15 protein-coding genes and 1 riboswitch are annotated in these 17018 nt (G+C 70.8%); of the genes, 7 read left to right on the top strand and 8 right to left on the bottom strand.

Going from position 1 to position 17018, the window contains the following annotated elements:
* Nucleotides 1-28 precede the first annotated feature (28 nt).
* Nucleotides 29-132, bottom strand: a riboswitch (TPP riboswitch).
* A 97-nt stretch (nt 133-229) separates the two neighbouring features.
* Complete coding sequence (locus SS2_RS02870) at nt 230-502, top strand: DUF4235 domain-containing protein (protein WP_066460875.1); 273 nt, start codon at nt 230-232, stop codon at nt 500-502.
* 12 nt (nt 503-514) lie between these two features.
* Here SS2_RS02870 and SS2_RS02865 read toward each other — a convergent pair whose 3' ends face one another.
* On the bottom strand, nt 515-1369 hold the full coding sequence (locus tag SS2_RS02865; protein WP_066460943.1) for a VOC family protein: 855 nt from the start codon (nt 1367-1369) through the stop codon (nt 515-517).
* Nucleotides 1370-1590: 221 nt separating this feature from the next.
* Here SS2_RS02865 and SS2_RS02860 point away from each other — a divergent pair, with 221 nt between their 5' ends.
* On the top strand, nt 1591-2571 hold the full coding sequence (locus SS2_RS02860; RefSeq protein ID WP_066460874.1) for a 1-phosphofructokinase family hexose kinase: 981 nt from the start codon (nt 1591-1593) through the stop codon (nt 2569-2571).
* A 30-nt stretch (nt 2572-2601) separates the two neighbouring features.
* Nucleotides 2602-3366, top strand: a complete 765-nt coding sequence (surE, locus tag SS2_RS02855) for a 5'/3'-nucleotidase SurE (protein ID WP_066460873.1) — start codon at nt 2602-2604, stop codon at nt 3364-3366.
* A 10-nt stretch (nt 3367-3376) separates the two neighbouring features.
* On the opposite strand, the gene SS2_RS02850 is transcribed toward surE, so the two are convergent.
* The 3 genes from SS2_RS02850 to SS2_RS02840 all read right to left on the bottom strand — a co-directional run bounded on the left by SS2_RS02850 (nt 3377) and on the right by SS2_RS02840 (nt 6769).
* A complete protein-coding gene (locus tag SS2_RS02850) occupies nt 3377-5152 on the bottom strand; it encodes an alpha/beta hydrolase (RefSeq protein WP_217995560.1) in 1776 nt (591 codons plus the stop codon).
* 134 nt (nt 5153-5286) lie between these two features.
* Entirely contained in the window at nt 5287-6003 is a 717-nt protein-coding gene (locus SS2_RS02845) for a DsbA family oxidoreductase (protein ID WP_066460872.1), read from the bottom strand.
* 64 nt (nt 6004-6067) lie between these two features.
* Nucleotides 6068-6769 (bottom strand): DUF2510 domain-containing protein, encoded by a 702-nt coding sequence (locus SS2_RS02840; protein ID WP_066460871.1) that lies wholly within the window; start codon nt 6767-6769, stop codon nt 6068-6070.
* A gap of 268 nt (nt 6770-7037) precedes the next feature.
* Here SS2_RS02840 and SS2_RS02835 point away from each other — a divergent pair, with 268 nt between their 5' ends.
* Genes SS2_RS02835 through SS2_RS02825 form a run of 3 tightly spaced genes read left to right on the top strand, consistent with a single transcriptional unit; the run spans nt 7038 to nt 9088 of the window.
* Nucleotides 7038-7661: an AIM24 family protein gene (locus tag SS2_RS02835; RefSeq protein ID WP_245643311.1), complete on the top strand. Its 624-nt coding sequence runs from the start codon at nt 7038-7040 to the stop codon at nt 7659-7661.
* Nucleotide 7662: 1 nt separating this feature from the next.
* Nucleotides 7663-8334, top strand: coding sequence for an AIM24 family protein (locus SS2_RS02830; RefSeq protein WP_066460869.1), 672 nt, complete (start codon nt 7663-7665; stop codon nt 8332-8334).
* A gap of 10 nt (nt 8335-8344) precedes the next feature.
* Nucleotides 8345-9088, top strand: coding sequence for an AIM24 family protein (locus SS2_RS02825; protein ID WP_066460868.1), 744 nt, complete (start codon nt 8345-8347; stop codon nt 9086-9088).
* Between the two features lie 298 nt (nt 9089-9386).
* On the opposite strand, the gene SS2_RS02820 is transcribed toward SS2_RS02825, so the two are convergent.
* Entirely contained in the window at nt 9387-10124 is a 738-nt protein-coding gene (locus tag SS2_RS02820) for an SDR family NAD(P)-dependent oxidoreductase (RefSeq protein ID WP_066460938.1), read from the bottom strand.
* A gap of 144 nt (nt 10125-10268) precedes the next feature.
* On the opposite strand from SS2_RS02820, the gene SS2_RS02815 reads away from it, so the two are divergent.
* Nucleotides 10269-11210, top strand: a complete 942-nt coding sequence (locus tag SS2_RS02815) for an AraC family transcriptional regulator (protein ID WP_066460867.1) — start codon at nt 10269-10271, stop codon at nt 11208-11210.
* 145 nt (nt 11211-11355) lie between these two features.
* Here SS2_RS02815 and SS2_RS02810 read toward each other — a convergent pair whose 3' ends face one another.
* The 3 genes from SS2_RS02810 to SS2_RS02800 are packed head-to-tail and all read right to left on the bottom strand — an operon-like array spanning nt 11356 to nt 16936.
* Nucleotides 11356-14775: an ATP-binding protein gene (locus SS2_RS02810; RefSeq protein WP_066460866.1), complete on the bottom strand. Its 3420-nt coding sequence runs from the start codon at nt 14773-14775 to the stop codon at nt 11356-11358.
* On the bottom strand, nt 14775-15395 hold the full coding sequence (locus SS2_RS02805) for a DUF4194 domain-containing protein (RefSeq protein WP_066460865.1): 621 nt from the start codon (nt 15393-15395) through the stop codon (nt 14775-14777). The genes SS2_RS02810 and SS2_RS02805 overlap by 1 nt, the downstream gene beginning before the upstream one ends.
* A complete protein-coding gene (locus SS2_RS02800) occupies nt 15392-16936 on the bottom strand; it encodes a DUF3375 domain-containing protein (protein ID WP_066460864.1) in 1545 nt (514 codons plus the stop codon). The genes SS2_RS02805 and SS2_RS02800 overlap by 4 nt, the downstream gene beginning before the upstream one ends.
* Nucleotides 16937-17018: the final 82 nt, after the last annotated feature.

Raw genomic sequence — 17018 nt, 5'->3', positions numbered from 1 at the left:
TCGCCACAGAAGGGGTTCCACGCTGGGCGTGGCGAGATTCCCGACTCCCTACACCGGTGCTAACCGGATCAGGTTCGAGGGTCTGCGGCCTGGCCGCACTCTCAGCGCTTGTGCGCTCCCCTGTCGTTCTCGACGAGTCTACCGCCGCGGCGTGGTGTGCGGTTGCCCGCCGTGCCGACTAGCGTGAGGTGATCAGGGAAGACACCTGATCGAACCCTTCGGAGGAACCATGGCGCATGACCAGTCGATACCCGTGAAGATCGCGACGCTCGCCGTGTCGGCAGCTGCCGGCTGGGCGGCCCAGAAGGCCGTCACGGCCTTGTGGACCAAGGCCACCGGCCACACCCCGGCCACGGTGGACGACGACGACGCGACGATGGTCAGCGTCGTCACCTTCGCTGCGGTGACCGGGGCGACGGCGGCCCTGACCCGGGTCTTGGCCTCCCGCAGCACCCGCCGGATGGCGAGCAGGCTGCGGGCGCGCAAGCTGCACGGCGCCTGAGCCTGGGGGTGATCAGCCCACCGAGACGGCGATGCGGTTCTTCCACGGGTCGGTGAAGGTCAGCGCTGCGCCGTCGTGCGCGGTGGGGATCGCGTGGCGAGCCAGGCGGTCGGTGAGGGCCGCAACGTCGTCGTCGGTGGGCACGACGATGGAGACTTCACCGAGGCCGAGGGTGACCGCGCGCGGTCCGGCGCCCATGGAGCCCCAGGTGTTCATCGCCATGTGGTGGTGGTAGCCGCCGGCGGAGACGAACAGGGCGCTGGGCATCTCGGTGGTGACCTCGAAGCCGACGGTGTCGACGTAGAAGCGGCGGGCCGAGGCGATGTCCCCGACCTGCAGGTGCACGTGCCCGACGACGGCCTTCTGCTCCTGCGGTGCGGCCACGACCTCTTCGGTGAGGTGCGTGCGGATGAAGGCGTTGGGGTCGAGGGCGAGGGAGTCCATCGCGACGCGACCCTGCGTCCAGGTCCACTCCTCGCGGGAGCGGTCGACGTAGAGCTCGATGCCGTTGCCCTCGGGGTCGTCGAGGTAGAAGGCCTCGGAGACGAGGTGGTCGGCGCTGCCGGTGTAGAGCTCGGGGGCCACCTCGGCCACGCGCAGCACGGTCGCGGCGAGCGCGGCCTGGGTGTCGAAGAGGATCGCGGTGTGGAACAGCCCGGCTGAGCCACGGGCGGGGCGCGGCATGTCCGGTGCGTGGCGCAGCACCACGAGCGGCACGGTGCCCCGGCCGATGGTCACGACGCCGTCGCGGCGGTCGGCGGCCACCGACTCGGTCCCGGCGTGGTCGAGGACCTGCAGGGCGAGGGCCTCGGTGTAGAACGTCACCATGGCGTCGATGTCGTGGACGTAGAGGGTCACGGCGTCCATCGAGGTGTCCGCGGCCAGCAGGTCGCCGGGCGCCAGGACGTGGCCGGGGGTGGTCGGCGTGCGGGTGGCGGCTGCCGGGTTGATCATGTCGCGGCTCATCACAAACTCCTTCGGGGGGATAGAACTAGTTGATCATTCATTAGTTGAAGTGTCAAGAAACTTGGGTGGTGCCAACTCTGCGGCGCCCGGCAGACGGCGAGAGGTCGGCCTACGCTCGAGAGGTGGAGGAGCGCTCCTCAGAGCAGCCGCGGGTGTGCGTGCTCGCACCGACCCCGCTGCTGACCGTGACGATCGAAGCCGCAGCGGCCGTTCCCGGCACCGGACCCGCCGCTGAGGGCCCCCACGCGCCGGCCGCCCCGGAGATCCACGTCCACGCCGGCGGCCAAGGGCTGTGGATCGCCCGGATGGTCTCCGCCCTCGGCGCCGAGGCCATCGTCTGCGGACCCTTCGGCGGGGAGACCGGGGTGGTCGCCGAGCACCTCGCGCGCCGCGAGCGCGTCACGCTGCGCTCCACCGCCGGCCGCGGGAACGGCACCTACATCCACGACCGGCGGGCCGGAGAGCGCCGAGAGGTGGCCGTGATGGCACCCCAGCCGCTCGACCGTCACGAGCAGGACGACCTCTACGGCACCATCCTCACCGAGGCCCTCGACGCCGACGTCTGCGTGCTCACCGGCGCCGACGCGGCCACCGGGGTGACCGCCTCCTTCTTCCACCGCCTCGCAGCCGACCTGCGCACAGCCGGCTGCCTCGTCGTGGCCGACCTCTCCGGGGACCAGGCCCGCGCAGTCGCCGACGTCGGCGGGGCGGTCATGAAGATCAGCCACACCGAGCTCATCGACGCCGGGTACGCCACCGCCGACGACCTCGACTCCCTCCGCGCCGGGGCGCAGGCGCTGCTCGCCGGCGGGGCGCGCGCCGTCGCCGTCTCCCGGGCGGGCGAGGCCGGGCTGCTGGCCGTCCCCGGGGAACAGCTCCTGGTCACCGCGCCGCGGGTGCGCGCGGTGGACCCGCGCGGCGCCGGGGACTCGATGACCGCGGGCATCGCCGTCGCGCTGGCCCGCGGCACCTCCATGCACGACGCCGTGCGGCTCGGCTCGGCCGCCGGCGCCCTCAACGCCACCCGGCACGGCCTGGGCACCGGCCGCCGGGACGCGATCGAACGCCTCGCCCAGCACGTCACGGTGCGCGCCGTGCACTGACCCTCCGACCCGACCACCTCGAGGAGCACCATGCGAGCACTGATCACCAACGACGACGGCATCACCTCCCCCGGCCTGGCCGTGCTCGCCGAGGTCGCGCAGAAGGCGGGCTACGAGGTCACGGTCGTCGCCCCGGCACGAGAGTCCTCTGGCTCGGGCGCCGCGCTGATCAGCGCCGAGCGCGAAGGGCGGCTGCTGGTCACCGAGACCAGCGCCCCCGGCCTGCCCGACGACGTGCCCTCCTACGCCGTCAAGGCCACCCCCGCGTACATCACCTTCGTCGCCGCCCACGACGGGTTCGGGCTGCGCCCCGACCTCGTGCTCTCCGGCATCAACCGGGGCGCCAACACCGGGAACGCGATCTTGCACTCCGGGACGGTGGGCGCGGCGCTGTCGGCGATGACCCACGGGATCCGCGGGATCGCGGTGTCCCTTGACTCCCCCGAGCCCGTGCACTGGGAGACCGCCGCGGAGGTCACCGCCCGAGCGGTGGAGTGGGTGGGTACCCTGCCGTCAGTGACGGCCGACTGGATTCCCGGGGTGCTCAACATCAACGTGCCCGACGTCGCCATGAACACGCTCCTCGGGCTGCGCAGGGCGACCCTGGCGTCCTTCGGTCAGGTGCAGGGCACCATGTACCAGCTCGACGAGGGCAAGGTGAAGCTGCAGTACGAGGCGGTCAAGGGCGCGGAGAGCCCGGGCACCGACGCCGCCCTGCTGCGGGCCGGGTGGGCGACGGCCACCCTGCTGCGCGCACCCTGCTACGACCCGAACCTGGCGATTCCGGAATTCTGAGGGGCTGCGCTCAGCCGGTCCGGTGCTGGGCCACCCACTCGTGCAACCGGGCCGTCTCGGCGTCGGTCCACCCCTCGGGCTCCAAGATCGCCGCCCAGGCGTCGATGGTGCCCTGCTGGTACTTGTGCCCGTACCCGTCCGGGGTCTCGATGGAGAACACCATGTCCACCGTGACCTGCCAGAACGTCACGAGGGGGAACCACGTCATCTCCGGGTTGACGCTCGAGGCGAGGTCTTCCTTGAGCCAGTCGGGCTGACGGAGCAGCAGGTCCGGCGACCACCACACGATGGGGTCGGTCGCGTGCTGGAGGTAGACGACCCTGCTGTCCCCCCAGATGCCGAGCCCGTCCAGGTCCTCCGGGACGTCTGCGAAGCGCACGTGCGCACCGTAGTCGACCACGGGGAGGCGCTCGGGCGAGCCCTTGTCGCGGCCGTCGGTGATGCGGCCCCACGGCTCGGAGAAGTTCGGGGTGCCGGTCCACAGCGCGCCGTCGCTGCGGGCCACCATGTCGCCCGCGCCGCTGAAGGCGGCCTGCCCGCCATAGGAGCCCAAGGACTCCCCGAAGGTGACGAGCAGCGGGCGGTCGTCGACGGGCAGCTCCTTCCACAGCTCGTAGACGGCGTCGAAGAGCGCACGCCCGGCAGCCGGCGGCGTGTCCCGGTCGGCGATGAAGGCCAGGGGACTGGGCAGGTAGGAGTACTGCATGCCGGCGACGGCCGTGTCGCCGTTGTAGAGGTACTCCAGGGCCTGCGTGGTGTACCCGTTGACCCAGCCGCTGCCGGTGCTCGTGGAGACGGCGAGCACCGCACGGTCGAAGGCGCCGGTCCGCTCCAGCTCCGCGGCGACGACCGCCGCGATGTCGACGACGTCCCCGCCCGAGCCGAGCCCCGCGTAGACGCGGATCGGCGTCGTCGCGGGAACCCCGCTGAACTCCTCGAGCTCGGCCGCGGTCGGCCCACCGGCCACGAAGGCCCGGCCGTTGCGCCCGAGGTCTTCCCACGCGACCGGGGAGTCCGGAGAGCCTGAGCGCTCCGGGGCGTCAGGCCGGTCGACCCCGGGTTCCATCTCCTGGTCGGTGGCCGCCGCCGCCTTGCCGCCGACCGCGACGATCGCCGGGACCACGGCGTCCTCGAGCACGAAGATGGTGAGAACGATCGCCAGCGCGGCACCGATCAGCTTGGCCGGCAGCGGCGGGACCACCCGCGAGCCGAAGCGAGCGATGATCCGGGCCAGCTTGATGATGACCCGGCCCAGACCGATCAGCGCCAGGGCGATGAGGGCAGACAACGGCAGGATGAGCGACCACCGCCACCCGTCCCCGCCCGGCATGCCCACGAGGTCGCGGGTCATGGACTGCCACCGCGAGCCCAGCAGGAGGATGGTGGGCACCTCGAGCACGGCGACGACCGCCAACGCGATCCATCCCCACCGCCGGGTACGGTCCGACCAGTCCGGGGAGAAGCCAAGCTTGCGCAGCACGAAGGCGAGAGTCATGGCGACGGCGTAGCCGAACGCCATGCAGATGCCCGTCGCGACCGCCTGGAGGTACCACGGCCGGGGCAGCAGCGAGGGAGTCATCGACCACGTGAAGAACACGACGGCGAACCAGGCGCCGACGCCGTTGAGCTTCCACCACCGCGAGATGCGCGGCACGGGTGGCAGGGCGGGGTCGTGGACCAGCCCCGACCACCAGTGCCGGGCCGGACGATCCTTCTCGGAAGGATGGTCGGCTACGTCACCGTCAGGCGCTTCAGCGCCGTCGGTCGTGCTCGTCTCGTTGGTCACGCGCTGAGCCTAGTGGCGGCACCGCGCAGACGCCGTCCACGCAGAGCCCGGCGTCGTCGGACCCCACCATGACGAAGGCCGGCGCCTCGGGTGCCGCGTCCGTCACCGCGTCGCGCGAGGGAGCAGCCGCCCGGTCAGCGGGCACCGGTTGCCGCCTCGGGTGAGGGGTCCTGCGCAGCCGGGGCCACGGCGTCGGCCGCGGCCTGCTGGAGGACGTCGACGAAGACTGCCGGGTCCTGCGCGCCGGAGATCCCGTAGCGGGAGTTGACCACGAAGAACGGGACCCCCTGGATGCCGTAGGCGGCCGCCTGGGCGAAGTCGGCCTCGACGTCCGGGGCGAACTCTCCGCTCTCCAGGGCGTGGCGCGTCTCGCCCCGGTCCAGGCCCACCTCGGCCGCGAGGTCGACGAGCTCGTCGACGCGTCCCACGTGCTTGCCCTGCTCGAAGTACGCCTCGAGCAGGCGCTCCTTCATGGCGAGCTGGCGGCCCTGAGTCTTGGCGAAGTGCAGCAGCTCGTGGGCCTTGAGGGTCTTGGTGTGCTGCAGCGTGTCGAAGTCGTAGTGCAGGCCGACCGACTCGGCGATCTCGGTGACCTGGGTGAGCATGCGCTGAACCTGGTCAGCGGGCATGCCCTTGTGCTTGGCGAGGAAGTCCACCTCGGAGCCCTCGAAGTCGACCGGGGTGTCGGGTGCCAGCTCGAAGGAGTGGTACTCGACCTCCACCGTGTGGTCGAAGCCAGAGCTCCGCAGACGCATCAGCGCGTCCTCGAAGCGGCGCTTGCCGATGAAGCACCACGGGCAGGCGATGTCGGACCAGATGTCGACCTTGATGGTCGTGCGTGTTTCGCTCACGCCGGTACCAACCACGTGCGCCGCCTGGACATTCCAGGGGCGCACGTGGTCCGCGCCACGCGGGTCAGCGGTCGCTGTACTCGACGTAGATCTCGCCGAGGGAGTCCAGCGTCAGGCGGAGCTTGAGGTTGGTCTCGTTGCCGTCGCCCCAGGTCGCCTCGCCCGAGCACTCCATGATCAGAGAGCTCTTGCCCTCCTCGGGCACGACGACGTGACCGATGTTGTTCTTGGACTCCGACAGGTCCGTGGCGGTGATGAGCTGGGTCTCGACCGGGTCCCCTGAGGACAGGTCGATGGCCTCGTCCGCGAGCTGCTGGCAGTCGAAGCCGGCCGGCAGGCCGAGCTCGGCGGCGGTGAGCCCGTCGACGGTCTTGTCAGCGTCGTCGGGGTCGTTGCTCAGCGCGAAGCCGATGCCGGTGAGGACCAGGACGCCCACGGCCGCGCCGGCGATGGCCAGCTTCACCCCGCGGGAGGTGCCGGTGGGACGCTCTTCGGAGGGGGCCGGCTGGCCGGGCTGGCCGGTCGGGCCGTAGCCGGGCTGGCCGTAGCCGCCCTGGCCGGGCTGGCCCGCCTGACCGGGCTGGCCGGCGGACTGCCGTCCCGGGTGCTCGTAGGACACGCTGGGGCCCTGCTGGCCGGGCGTCGTCGGGCTCTGGGGCGCGGCCGCGGGGACCGGCTGGGTCTGCGCGGTCCAGCTCTGACCGTCGAAGTAGCGCATGAGCTGAGGGTTCTGCGGGTCGACGTACCAGCCTGCGGGGGCGGCCATGATGCTCCTTGTCCGATGGATGTCCGATGGATCCCGTGCGGCGAGGCGCCATGGTGAGAGGGATGTCGCGAGGAGCCTATGGGGACCTCTCCCCTGACGCAACACGCCCCTGACGTGCCATCATCAACCGACTCACCCCACCCACCCCCTCCGCTGAGTGCACGAAAAAGCGCGTGTCGCACCGGCGTGTCGCGTACATGATCGTGCACTCAGCGGATGGGGTGTGGGGTGGCCGACAGGGTGGTGGGGCTAGAGAGTGGGGAGTGCAGTGGCAGAGCTGAGGATGCAGGGGAACCGGATGCTCGTCGCCGAGCTGGCGAACGAGACGATCCGCGCGATCAGCGGGTCGATGGTCGCCTACGACGGCGCGGTGACCTTCAAGAACGCGGGCGTGGGCGGCGGTGACGGCTTCAAGGCGGCGTTCAAGCGCAAGATGACCGGGGAGTCGCTGTCCCTCATGGACGTGACCGGCAGCGGCACGGTGTACTTCGCCGTCGACGCGCAGGACATCACCATCCTCGAGCTGGCCAACGACACCCTGCACGTGGAGGCGTCTCAGCTGCTCGCCCTGGTGGGGCAGCTGCGCACCGACGTGAAGTTCACCGGGCTGCGCGGGGCGACATCCGGACAGGGCCTGTTCACCACGACCGTCACGGGCACCGGCACCATCGCGGTGCTCTCCGCCGGCGGGCCGATCATCGCCCTCGAGGTGGCCCCGCAGTACCCGCTCGTCGTGGACCCTGACGCCTTCGTCGCCTTCCACGGCCAGCTCAACCAGACCTTCGTCACCGACGTGACGTGGCGCTCGGCGGTCGGCGGCGGGAACGGTGAGGCGTTCTCCTTGCGCTTCGACGGCCAGGGCATCGTCTACATCCAGCCAGAGGAGCGCTGACATGGCCATGGAGCTCGAGAACTACAAGGTGCTCAAGACGACCATCCAGCCCGGGCAGCGCGTCGTCGCCCGCCAGGGCTCGATGCTCTACTACACCGGCGACGTGACCTTCACGCCGTACTCGATGAGCGGCGGCGGCATGCCCGGCGCCGGGGCGATCGCCGGCGCGGCCGGACGGATGATGCAGGGCGAGCACGTCGGCCTCATGGTCGCCGAGGGCTCAGGGACCGTGTACTTCGGTCGCAACGGCCTGTACGTGCAGGTCATCGAGCTGGACGGGACGGGCGCGCTGACCGTGGAGGCCGAGCGGCTGCTCGCCTACGAGGGCAACGTGCAGACGTCGATCGTGTCCCTGTCCTCCCAGGGCGGCGTGCGGGGGGCGGTGCGCGGCGCGGTCACCGGGCAGGGGATGTTCACCACCCAGGTCACCGGCTACGGCACCGTCGCGGTGCTCTCCCACGGCGGCACCGTCTCGATGACCGTCGGCGGCGCCAAGCCGCAGGTGGTCGTGGACCCGCAGGCCTACGTGGGCCACCTGGGCAACATCACCGTGGACCTGTCAGCGCAGGTCGGCTTCCGGGACGTCGTCGGACGCGGGTCGGGGGAAGCGATGCAGCTCAAGCTGAGCGGCCAGGGCACCGTGTGGGTGCAGGCATCCGAGAAGAAGTTCTGAGGGAGGCGCCATGAGCATCCAGATCCACAACCCCGGGACGCTCCCGGTCAACGACAACATCCCCGGCAACGACTACGCCTTCTGCGTCGACCTCGCGGGCACGCCGTGGTTCACCTCCAAGGGCGCGATGATCGCCTACTACGGCAACGTGGCCTTCGAGCCGCTGTCGCGGACGAACCTCACCGCCATGGTCGCCTCGCAGTTCTCGTCCCCGCTCTATGCCGACGACTGGGTCGTCGCCCAGGGGCAGGGCAAGCTGATCCTCGGGGACCGCGGGTACAACATCAACTCCTTCGACCTCGACGACGGCAACCTCACCATCCGCGCCTCCAACCTGCTGGCCTTCGAGCCCGGGCTGAGCCTCAAGCAGTCGATCGTGCCGGGGTTCCTCACCCTGCTGGGCACCGGGAAGTTCCTCGCGTCCTCCAACGGGCCGGTCATGTTCGCCGAGCCGCCGCTGCGGGTGGACCCGCAGGCCCTCGTCGGCTGGGCCGACTGCCCCTCCCCCTCGCACCACTTCGACGCGGCGTGGATGCACAGCTTCTTGTCGGTGGTGGGCGGGTTCTTCGGGATGGACTCCGACGAGGAGCGCCAGTTCGACTTCACCGGCGCCGGCACGGTCCTGGTCCAGTCGAGCGAGAAGGTGCTCGACGACGGCCACGTCTACCGCCACATCGAGTCCCAGACCGTCCAGCTCAGCCAGGCCAGCCTCCTCCAGCTCCACCGCTCCATCGGAGCCCGCATCCAGACCTGACCCACCCGGTCCGGCCCCCCTGGCAAGCTCGCCGGCCCGGGCAAGCCCGGCAGCACCTACGAGCCCGGCGTCCCGGGCGAGCCCGGCAGCCTCGGCGAGCCCTCTCGCCGAACTCGTGAACCCCCACCCCAACTCGTGAACCACCCCGCGAACTCGTGAGCCAGGCCCGTCCGATCCCCGAAAAAGGACCCTCGCTCACGAGTTCGGCGAACGGTTCACGAGTTCGGGAGTTCGGGAGATCGGGACCCAGTCATGGTGTCCTGGGTCTAGGGCTCGGGGGCTTGGGGGCTCGGAGGGGTCACCAGGGGACGGGGCCGGCTGCGTCGGTGAAGGTGCCGGTCGGGCCGTCGGGGGTGATCGTCGCCATGCGCACGGCTGCCACTGCGCCCTGCGCCGCGGTGCCGGTGCCGTGGTGGTTGTTCAGGTCGGTCGCCACGAACCCCGGGCAGACGGCGTTGACAAGGATGCGCTCCCGGGCGAGGTCGCGGGCGTACATCATGGTGACTGCGGTGAGCGCGGTCTTGGAGGGGACGTACCCGAGGGCGATCGGGTCGGTGCTGGCAAAGTCGGAGATGGCCGCGAAGGACCCGGCGCTGCTGGACACGTTGACGATGCGCGGGGTCGAGGACAGGCGGAGCAGCGGCAGGAAGGCGCTGGTTACCGTGATGACCCCGAAGACGTTGGTCTCGAACACGAAGCGGACATGGTCGACGTCGGCCGTGCGCGGCACCTGACCGGCGAAGTCCGCACCCGGCTGATGGCTGATGCCGGCGTTGTTGACGAGGGCGTCGAGCCGGCCGAACTGCGCCTGGACCGCACGGGCGGCGGCCGCGACCGAGCCCTGGTCCGTGACGTCGAGCTCGACGGCGGTGACGGTGCCGTCGCGCTCGCGCAGCTGCGCCGCCGTCGCCTCTCCCCGGTCGAGGCTTCGAGCGCCGATGACGACGGTGTGTCCCTGGTCCGCGAGCTGAGCGGCGATCTCGCGACCGATGCCCTTGTTGGCACCGGTGACCAGGGCGATGAGTGAGGTGTTCACGAACGGCTCCTTGAGCGCCGCGGCACAGGCCACGGCAGCAGATGGTGGGGGCGGTGCGGGTCCTGCACCACCAGCAAGCCTGCCCACCCCGCGCCGGATTGACCATCACGTGGAGTCCTTCTTTTCTGCTCTATAGTCCGACGAGTGACGACCGACCGACTCTCCGACGTGCTCGACCTCATCGACGTCCGCAGCGTCGTCTCCGGCGGTTCTGTGCTGCACGGCCGCTGGCAGACCCACAGCCACATCGACGACGACCTCAAGTTCATCGCCGTCGTGCGCGGCGGCGCCCGGCTGAGCGCAGACGGCCTCGACACCCCCGTCGAGCTGGCCGCCGGAGACGTCGCCATCCTCAACGGGCGGTCATGGCTGGCGCTCGAGGGCGGGACGGGGGACGGTGAGCCCGTCCGCGTGGACCCGCCCTCCCCCGGGGCCGCGATCAACGCCGAGGACGCCCAGGCACCCGGCGCCGACGTGCTCATCGGCGGCCGGGTCGACCTCAACCCCGCGGGCCGGGACCTCCTGCTGCGCGCCTTGCCACCCGTGGTGCACGTCGGGCAGGACAGCGCTGTGGGGCCGCAGCTGCGTGGCCATGTCCAGCGGCTGTTCACCGAGATCGTCGCCGACCGCGTCGGCTCAGCCTTCGCGATCCGCCAGTACGCTCAGCTGCTCCTGCTCGACGTGCTCCGCGGGTACATGAGCGACTCCGACATGCCCGCCGGGTGGCTCAAGGTCCTGACCGACGAGTCCCTCAGGCCTGCTCTGGCGCTCATCCACGAGCAACCCGCTCAAGGCTGGAGCCTGGAGGACCTGGCCCGCGCGGCCGCCATGTCCCGCTCCACCTTTGTCGAGCGGTTCCGCCGTGTCGCGGGCACGTCCCCGCTGGCCTACCTCATCGACTGGCGGATGCTGCTGGCGCGCCGCGAGCTGCGCACCGGGGACGCACCCGTGGGCAGGCTCGCCTTCGACCTCGGCTACTCCTCCGAGAGCGCCTTCAGCTCAGCCTTCAAACGCCACGTCGGGGAGTCGCCGCTGGCATACCGCAAGCACTCCCGCGACCCCGCACGCGATCCCGCGAACTCGTGAGCCAGCCCGCGAACTCGTGAGCGAGGGGCGGGTTCGCCCCCAGAAACGCCCGCCGCTCACGAGTTCGGCGGAGGATTCACGAGTTCGGCGCACCGGTCACGAGTTCAGGGAACCGTGGCCGGGGCCCGCCGCCCCCGTTGCGTGCCTACTCTGCCGTCAGTGCGCCCACCAAGTGCGCAGCGCGCTTGGATCGGTACTGGTTGATCGTCAGGGTCTGCAGCCGCGAGCCGCGGCCGCTCGGGTTGTCCACGTAGCCCACAGCCGAGATGAACGGCTCGATCACATGGATCTTCTGCAGCGGCGTGACGATGAGCAGCTGCAGCCCGAGGTTCCGGAACAGCTGCAGCGCAAACCGTGTCGACTCGTCCGACCCGCGACCGAAGGCCTCGTCGATGACCACGAACCTGAAGGCCTTGGACCGCACAGCGCCCCAGTCCAGGCGGAACTGGTAGGCCAGCGACGCCGCGAGGATCGTGTACGCGAGCTTCTCCTTCTGCCCGCCAGACTTCCCGCCGGAGTCGGAGTAGTGCTCGAACTCGACGTCGTCGACCTTGGACCGCTCGGAGGCTGACAGCACGAACCAGTTGCGCACGTCGGTCACCCGGCGGGTCCACGCCTGGTCGGCCTCGGTCTGCCCTTCACGCCCGCGGAAGCGCTCGATGATCTCCTTGACCCGCAGGAACCGCTGCTCGGAGTACTGCTCGAGGTCGTCGCCGAGCACGTTGTCGGTGCACGCGCGCAGCTGCGCGCGGAAGTCGCGGACCTCGGTGTTGGGCGTGGCCGCCATCTCCAGGCGGATGTACGTCCCGGGGTTGTAGTCGATCGCGCGCAGCGAGTCGTTGATGACCTCGATCCGGTCGCTCATCAGCTCGGACTGCTTCTTCAGGTCCGCCGCGAACTGCGCCACGTCGCGGATGGTGTTCGTGTTGAGGTACTCCTTGAAGTTGTCCTCGAAGCGCGGCAGGTCGTCGCGCTCGAGCCGCTCCAGCAGCGCCCGGTACTCCCCGGCGGCGCGCACGTCGTTGTCCATCTCCGACGTCTCGACCGGGAACTTCACCGCGAAGGCCGCCATGGCCCGCGCGACGTTCGTGGCCAGCAGCCCCTGCTCGCGGTGGCGCGCCTCCACGACCGCGGTGAGCTGGGTGCGCAGCGCCGCCTCGGCCGCGTCCAGCCCGCCGGCATCCAGGTCAGAGACCGCCACCCCGGACCCGCGCACCTCCTCGAAGAGCGCCGCCAGCGCCGCCTGCTGCTCCTTCCCGACGCCGGCCCCCGCCTCGGCGAGCACCGCCTCGCTGGTCTGGCGCTGGGTGCGGAAGGTCTCGACGGCGTGCCGCTCTCCACCGTTGGCGGTGATGAGCTCGTCACGCTCGACCTTGAGCTCGCTGGCCCGCTCGGCGAGGGAGGCCAGGGTGACTGCGAGGGAGGCGAGCTCGACGGAGTTCGCCTCGATCCGGCGCTTCTCCGCGGTGAGCGAGGCGATGTCGTTGACCACGGACTCCCAGTCGAGCTCGGTGTAGGAGCGGAACATCTCCAGCCGGTTGAGGGCGTAGCCCTTGTTGACCGTGGTGTCCTTGACCGCGATGAGCGCGGCGCGGCGGTCGCCGAGGTCGGCCAGGGCGTGGCTGACGGTGGCGGCCTTGGCCAGCAGCGTGTCGACCTTGGCGCGGTTGGACCACCCGAGCACGTACGTCGACCGGTCGTCGATCCGGTTGCGGTCGTTCTTCACGTGGTGACTGGCGGAGTGCTTGATCTGACCCTCGCGGGTGATCGCACGGCTCGCCGAACGGAAGTCGGCGAGGGTGTCCACGCAGTCCAGCCCGGCACGCCGGGCCAGCTCCTGCTCGAGCCAGCCGGACAGCGGCGACTGGCGGATCTCAAGCATCTCGGAGAGCTGGGGCCACTGGCCCGCAGCCGGTGTCTCCACGCGTCCGCGCTGGCCGGTCGGCACCCGGTAGTACTCGAGCTTCTGGCCCAGGTGGTTGGCGTTGATCCACCCCGAGACCGCGTCGTAGTGCTCGGCGGGCACCAGCAGGGACAGCGCGAAGCCGCGCAGCACCCGCTCGGCGGCGCCCTCCCAGTCCTGGTGCTCCTCACGCACGGCGATGAGCTCCCCGGCGAAGGGCAGGTCGTCCTCGGCCAGCCCCAGCTCGCTGGTGACCTGGGCGCGCAGCAGCAGCGAGCGGTTGGGCAGGCTCGAGGTGCGCCCCTGCAGGGACTTGATCTCGTCGGTGATCTCGCGGCTGAGGACCTTCTGCTCGCGCAGGTCCACGTCGAGCTCGCCGATCGCGCTCTCCACCTGGCGCAGCTCGGTCTTCTCGGCGTTGAGGTCGGCGAGGACCTGCGCCCGCCGCTCGTCGAAGTCGGCCTCACCGGCCACCGGGCCCAGCCCGGCGGCGGCGAGGTTGGAGCGGTACTCCGCGGCCTTGCGCTCGCGCTCGGCGCGCAGCACCTCCAGGCGCGCCACCTCCCCCTCGATCTGGGTGAGGCGGTCCCCGCCGTGCCCGGCGCGCTCCAGCTCGAGGCGGCGGCGTTCGGCCTCGACCGTGGTGGCCTCGGCGTCCACGGCGACCACGCGTGCCTCGCGGGCGGCGATGGCGGCGTCGTAGGCGTCGATCTGGGAGGTGAGCAGCTCGACCTTGCGGGCGGCGGTGAAGTACCGCAGCGCGTCGCGCTGGGCGGCGGCTGCCCGCGCGGCGGCGACGGCGGCGTCGTGCTTGTCGCAGTCGGCGACCAGCGGGGTGAGCTGGAGGATCTGCGCGCGGGCGCGGGTGACGGCGTCGTGCGCGCGGGTGAGGTCGTCGAAGTGGGCGACGAGGCGTTCGGTCCACTGCGCGGAGTCGAAGGGCTCGAGCATGTGCTGGCGGACGAACTCGTTGAGGTCGCCGACCGACTTCATCGAGACGGTCTGGTGGAAGAGGTCCATCGCCTGGTCGGACTCGATGCCCAGGAGCCGGCGGAAGTCCTTGCCGTACTCGGGGAAGGTGTCGCGGATCTGCGCGCCGGCCTCACGCAGGCGGCGGCGCAGCAGGGCGATGTCCCCGTCGAAGTTGGCAAAGTGCTCGGCGATGGACATCGGCGTGGTGGAGGTGACGAAGAACCGGCTCGGCTGGCCCTGGTCGCCGTCCTTGAGCCAGAACACCTGGGCCAGGACGCCGCGGGCGTCGAAGCCGCGGTTGGCGAACTCCCCGAGGATGACCGAGTACGTCGACCCCTCGCGCAGCCCGACGGGCCGGGAGGTGCCGGTTGCCTCGTTGCGCTCGGACTTGTAGTAGCCCGAGACGTAGGAGCGCAGGGTCCGCTCGCGGGCCTCGGCGCCGGCGGCCTTGTTGTAGCTGATCCGGTTGGCGGGCAGCAGCAGCGTGGTGATCGCGTCGACGATGGTCGACTTCCCCGAGCCGATGTCACCGGTGAGCAGCGCGTTGCGCCCCTCGAGCTCGAAGGACCAGGTGTGCTTGTCGAAGGTGCCCCAGTTGAGCACCTCGAGGCGGTCCAGGCGGAACCCCGCCCGCTGGTCGACGTCGGCGTCCGCGTCGTGCAGCTCGACCGCGCTGAACAGGCCTTCCATCAGGAGTCCATTTCTGAGTGAGTGGGTGTGCCCGACGACGCGGCGTGGGCCGCGTACTCGGCGAGCCGTGCGTCCAGCTCGGCCAGCCACTGCGCGTCGACGAAGGCCTTGAGGATGCGGCGGACCTCGTAGGACCCGTCCGGGACGGCCCGCAAGAAGCCGAGCTCGACGGCGCGGTGGATGTTGGCCTCGACCTTGGACACGGTGCGCACGTCGTTGCTCGAGGACGGCAGGAACACCCGCAGCATCTCGACGATCTCGTCGCGACTGAGGATGAGGCGGGTCTCCCCACCCTCGGAGTCGAACTGCGCCAGGCGCTTGCGCAGCAGCGCGAGCAGCAGGCTCACGTCGAAGGGAAGCGAGCGCCGGGCCACCAGGCGCAGGGCGGTGTCGCGTTCCTCGTCGTCCTCGGGCAGCGCCTGCAGGTAGGCGTAACCCTCGGACTCGTCGACCACGACGGTCAGCGCGATGGTGGCGAGGTAGTCGCGGATCTGGGGGACGAGGGTCACCAGGTCCGCGAAGAGCTGGGCGTGGGTGTCGCGGTAGACGACGCCCTTCATGAGCGCGGTCACCACGTGCGAGAGCTCGGAGTCGGTGCGCACCGTGGGCTGGGTGGTCATGAGGTCTCCAGAGCGGGGTCGGACGGGGTCGGGGTGGACAGAGCGGTGGCGGGCGAGGTGGGCGGCGCGGGCGAGACCGCACCCGGCCCGCCCTTGCGGACGAAGGTCACCCGCGGCACGGTCGCCACCCGCTCGGCGTCGCCCACCTCCCAGCGCACCTCGTCGGTGTGCTCGGAGTCGAGCACGACGGCGAAGCGCGGGTCGTCCAGGGACAGGTAGGTGACAAGCTCGGCCAGGCCCTGGTCGAGGGGCTGCGCGGCGATGACGTCCGGCAAGGACACCTGGCTGGTGTGCGCCAGGGCGGTGCGCACCGAGGCGGCGAGCCGCTCGGGGTCCACGTGCACCTGGTCGAACAGCGCGCTGGTGTCGAAGTCGACCTCGCCGGCCACCACCTCGGAGTCGATCCGGGTGACCGAGTGCGGGCGGTACAAGGGCCGTTCCATGGGCAGCACGATGTCCAGGCTCACCCCGCCCACCTCCGTGGTGAGCTCGGCCAGCGTCGAGGCCGGGAGGTCGCGGACAGCGAGCGCGTGGCCTTCGATGCTGCGCAGCAGGTCCATGACGCGGCGGTTCTCCAGCCACACCTGGTCGTCGAGGAAGCGGCGCAGCTGCTCCGAGAGCACCCTGACGGTGGCCTGGGTGCGTTCCCCGGCCTCGAGCCAGTCGTAGTGGATGCGGCGCATCCGCTTGTCCCCGCCGCTCATGGCGCTGACCGCCTCGAGGGACTGGACCTTGGTGATGAGCTCGGTGAACTCTTCCTGGCGCTCGCGGGAGAGCAAGAAGTCGTAGAAGGCGTGGAAGCTGCGGCCCTGGTCGGACTGCGCGATCGAGTCGCGGCTGCCCACCACCTGCTCGAGCAGCTCACCCTTGGCCCCGTCCCAGCCGGTGATGCGCTCGCGCATGTCGCGGTCGAGGCGGCGGAAGTTGTCTTCCACCTCGCGGAAGTCCGAGAGCAGCTCGGCGGCCATCGCCGCGAACTGCTGGTACCGGTCGCGCTGGGCGCCGGAGTCGAGCACCGGCACGACGCCGTCGCGCACGCGGGCGATCTCGGCGTCGATCTGGGCGCGGCGCGCCTCGAGCTCGGCCAGGCGGACGTCCGGGTCGGTCTCGGTGCCCACGGCGAGCTGGCGCAGCAGCTCGAAGACGGTGTTGAGCCGGGACTCGGTGCCCACGAAGGTGCGCCCGCTGAGGGAGGCGACAAAGCCCACGGCCTTCTCGACGGCGGGGGTCGCGTCGTAGTGCGGCTCGTCCGAGCCGGGCCGGTAGTACTTGCGCAACCATGCAGCATCGACCCCGGACCACGTGTCGAGGTAGGCCTTGGGCGAGCGCGGGTAGGGCGCGGCGCCCGGGGCGGCACCGGAGTTCAGGTCGTAGAGGGCGTCGTCGAGCAGGGAGATGAGCTCGGCCTCACCGATCGAGCGGACGTTCTGCTCGATGAACACCCGGCCGAGGAAGCTCAGGACCAAGGGGGCGGAGTCTGCACGCAAGAGCCGCCAGGCGGCGTTGTCGCGGCGCAGCGCCTCGACGTCGTCGTGGTTCATTGCTCTCTTTCAGTCCGGCGGCCGAAGCACAGCCTAAGCCTTCCCTCCCACACCGGATGGCGCCGGGCAGGTCAGGGCCGGC

It is taken from the genome of Sanguibacter suarezii NBRC 16159 (assembly GCF_001552735.1).
Taxonomy (GTDB): Bacteria; Actinomycetota; Actinomycetes; order Actinomycetales; family Cellulomonadaceae; genus Sanguibacter; species Sanguibacter suarezii.
This window is presented reverse-complemented; position numbering and strand designations above follow the sequence as displayed.

Excerpts from the sequence above, each read along its gene's own strand:
- SS2_RS02870 (WP_066460875.1), top strand. The coding sequence starts at position 230 with ATGGCGCATGACCAGTCGATACCCGTGAAGATCGCGACGCTCGCCGTG.
- SS2_RS02825 (WP_066460868.1), top strand. The coding sequence starts at position 8,345 with ATGAGCATCCAGATCCACAACCCCGGGACGCTCCCGGTCAACGACAAC.
- SS2_RS02830 (WP_066460869.1), top strand. The coding sequence starts at position 7,663 with ATGGCCATGGAGCTCGAGAACTACAAGGTGCTCAAGACGACCATCCAG.
- surE (WP_066460873.1), top strand. The coding sequence starts at position 2,602 with ATGCGAGCACTGATCACCAACGACGACGGCATCACCTCCCCCGGCCTG.
- SS2_RS02800 (WP_066460864.1), bottom strand. The coding sequence starts at position 16,936 with ATGAACCACGACGACGTCGAGGCGCTGCGCCGCGACAACGCCGCCTGG.
- SS2_RS02805 (WP_066460865.1), bottom strand. The coding sequence starts at position 15,395 with ATGACCACCCAGCCCACGGTGCGCACCGACTCCGAGCTCTCGCACGTG.
- SS2_RS02865 (WP_066460943.1), bottom strand. The coding sequence starts at position 1,369 with ATGGACGCCGTGACCCTCTACGTCCACGACATCGACGCCATGGTGACG.
- SS2_RS02840 (WP_066460871.1), bottom strand. The coding sequence starts at position 6,769 with ATGGCCGCCCCCGCAGGCTGGTACGTCGACCCGCAGAACCCTCAGCTC.
- SS2_RS02810 (WP_066460866.1), bottom strand. The coding sequence starts at position 14,775 with ATGGAAGGCCTGTTCAGCGCGGTCGAGCTGCACGACGCGGACGCCGAC.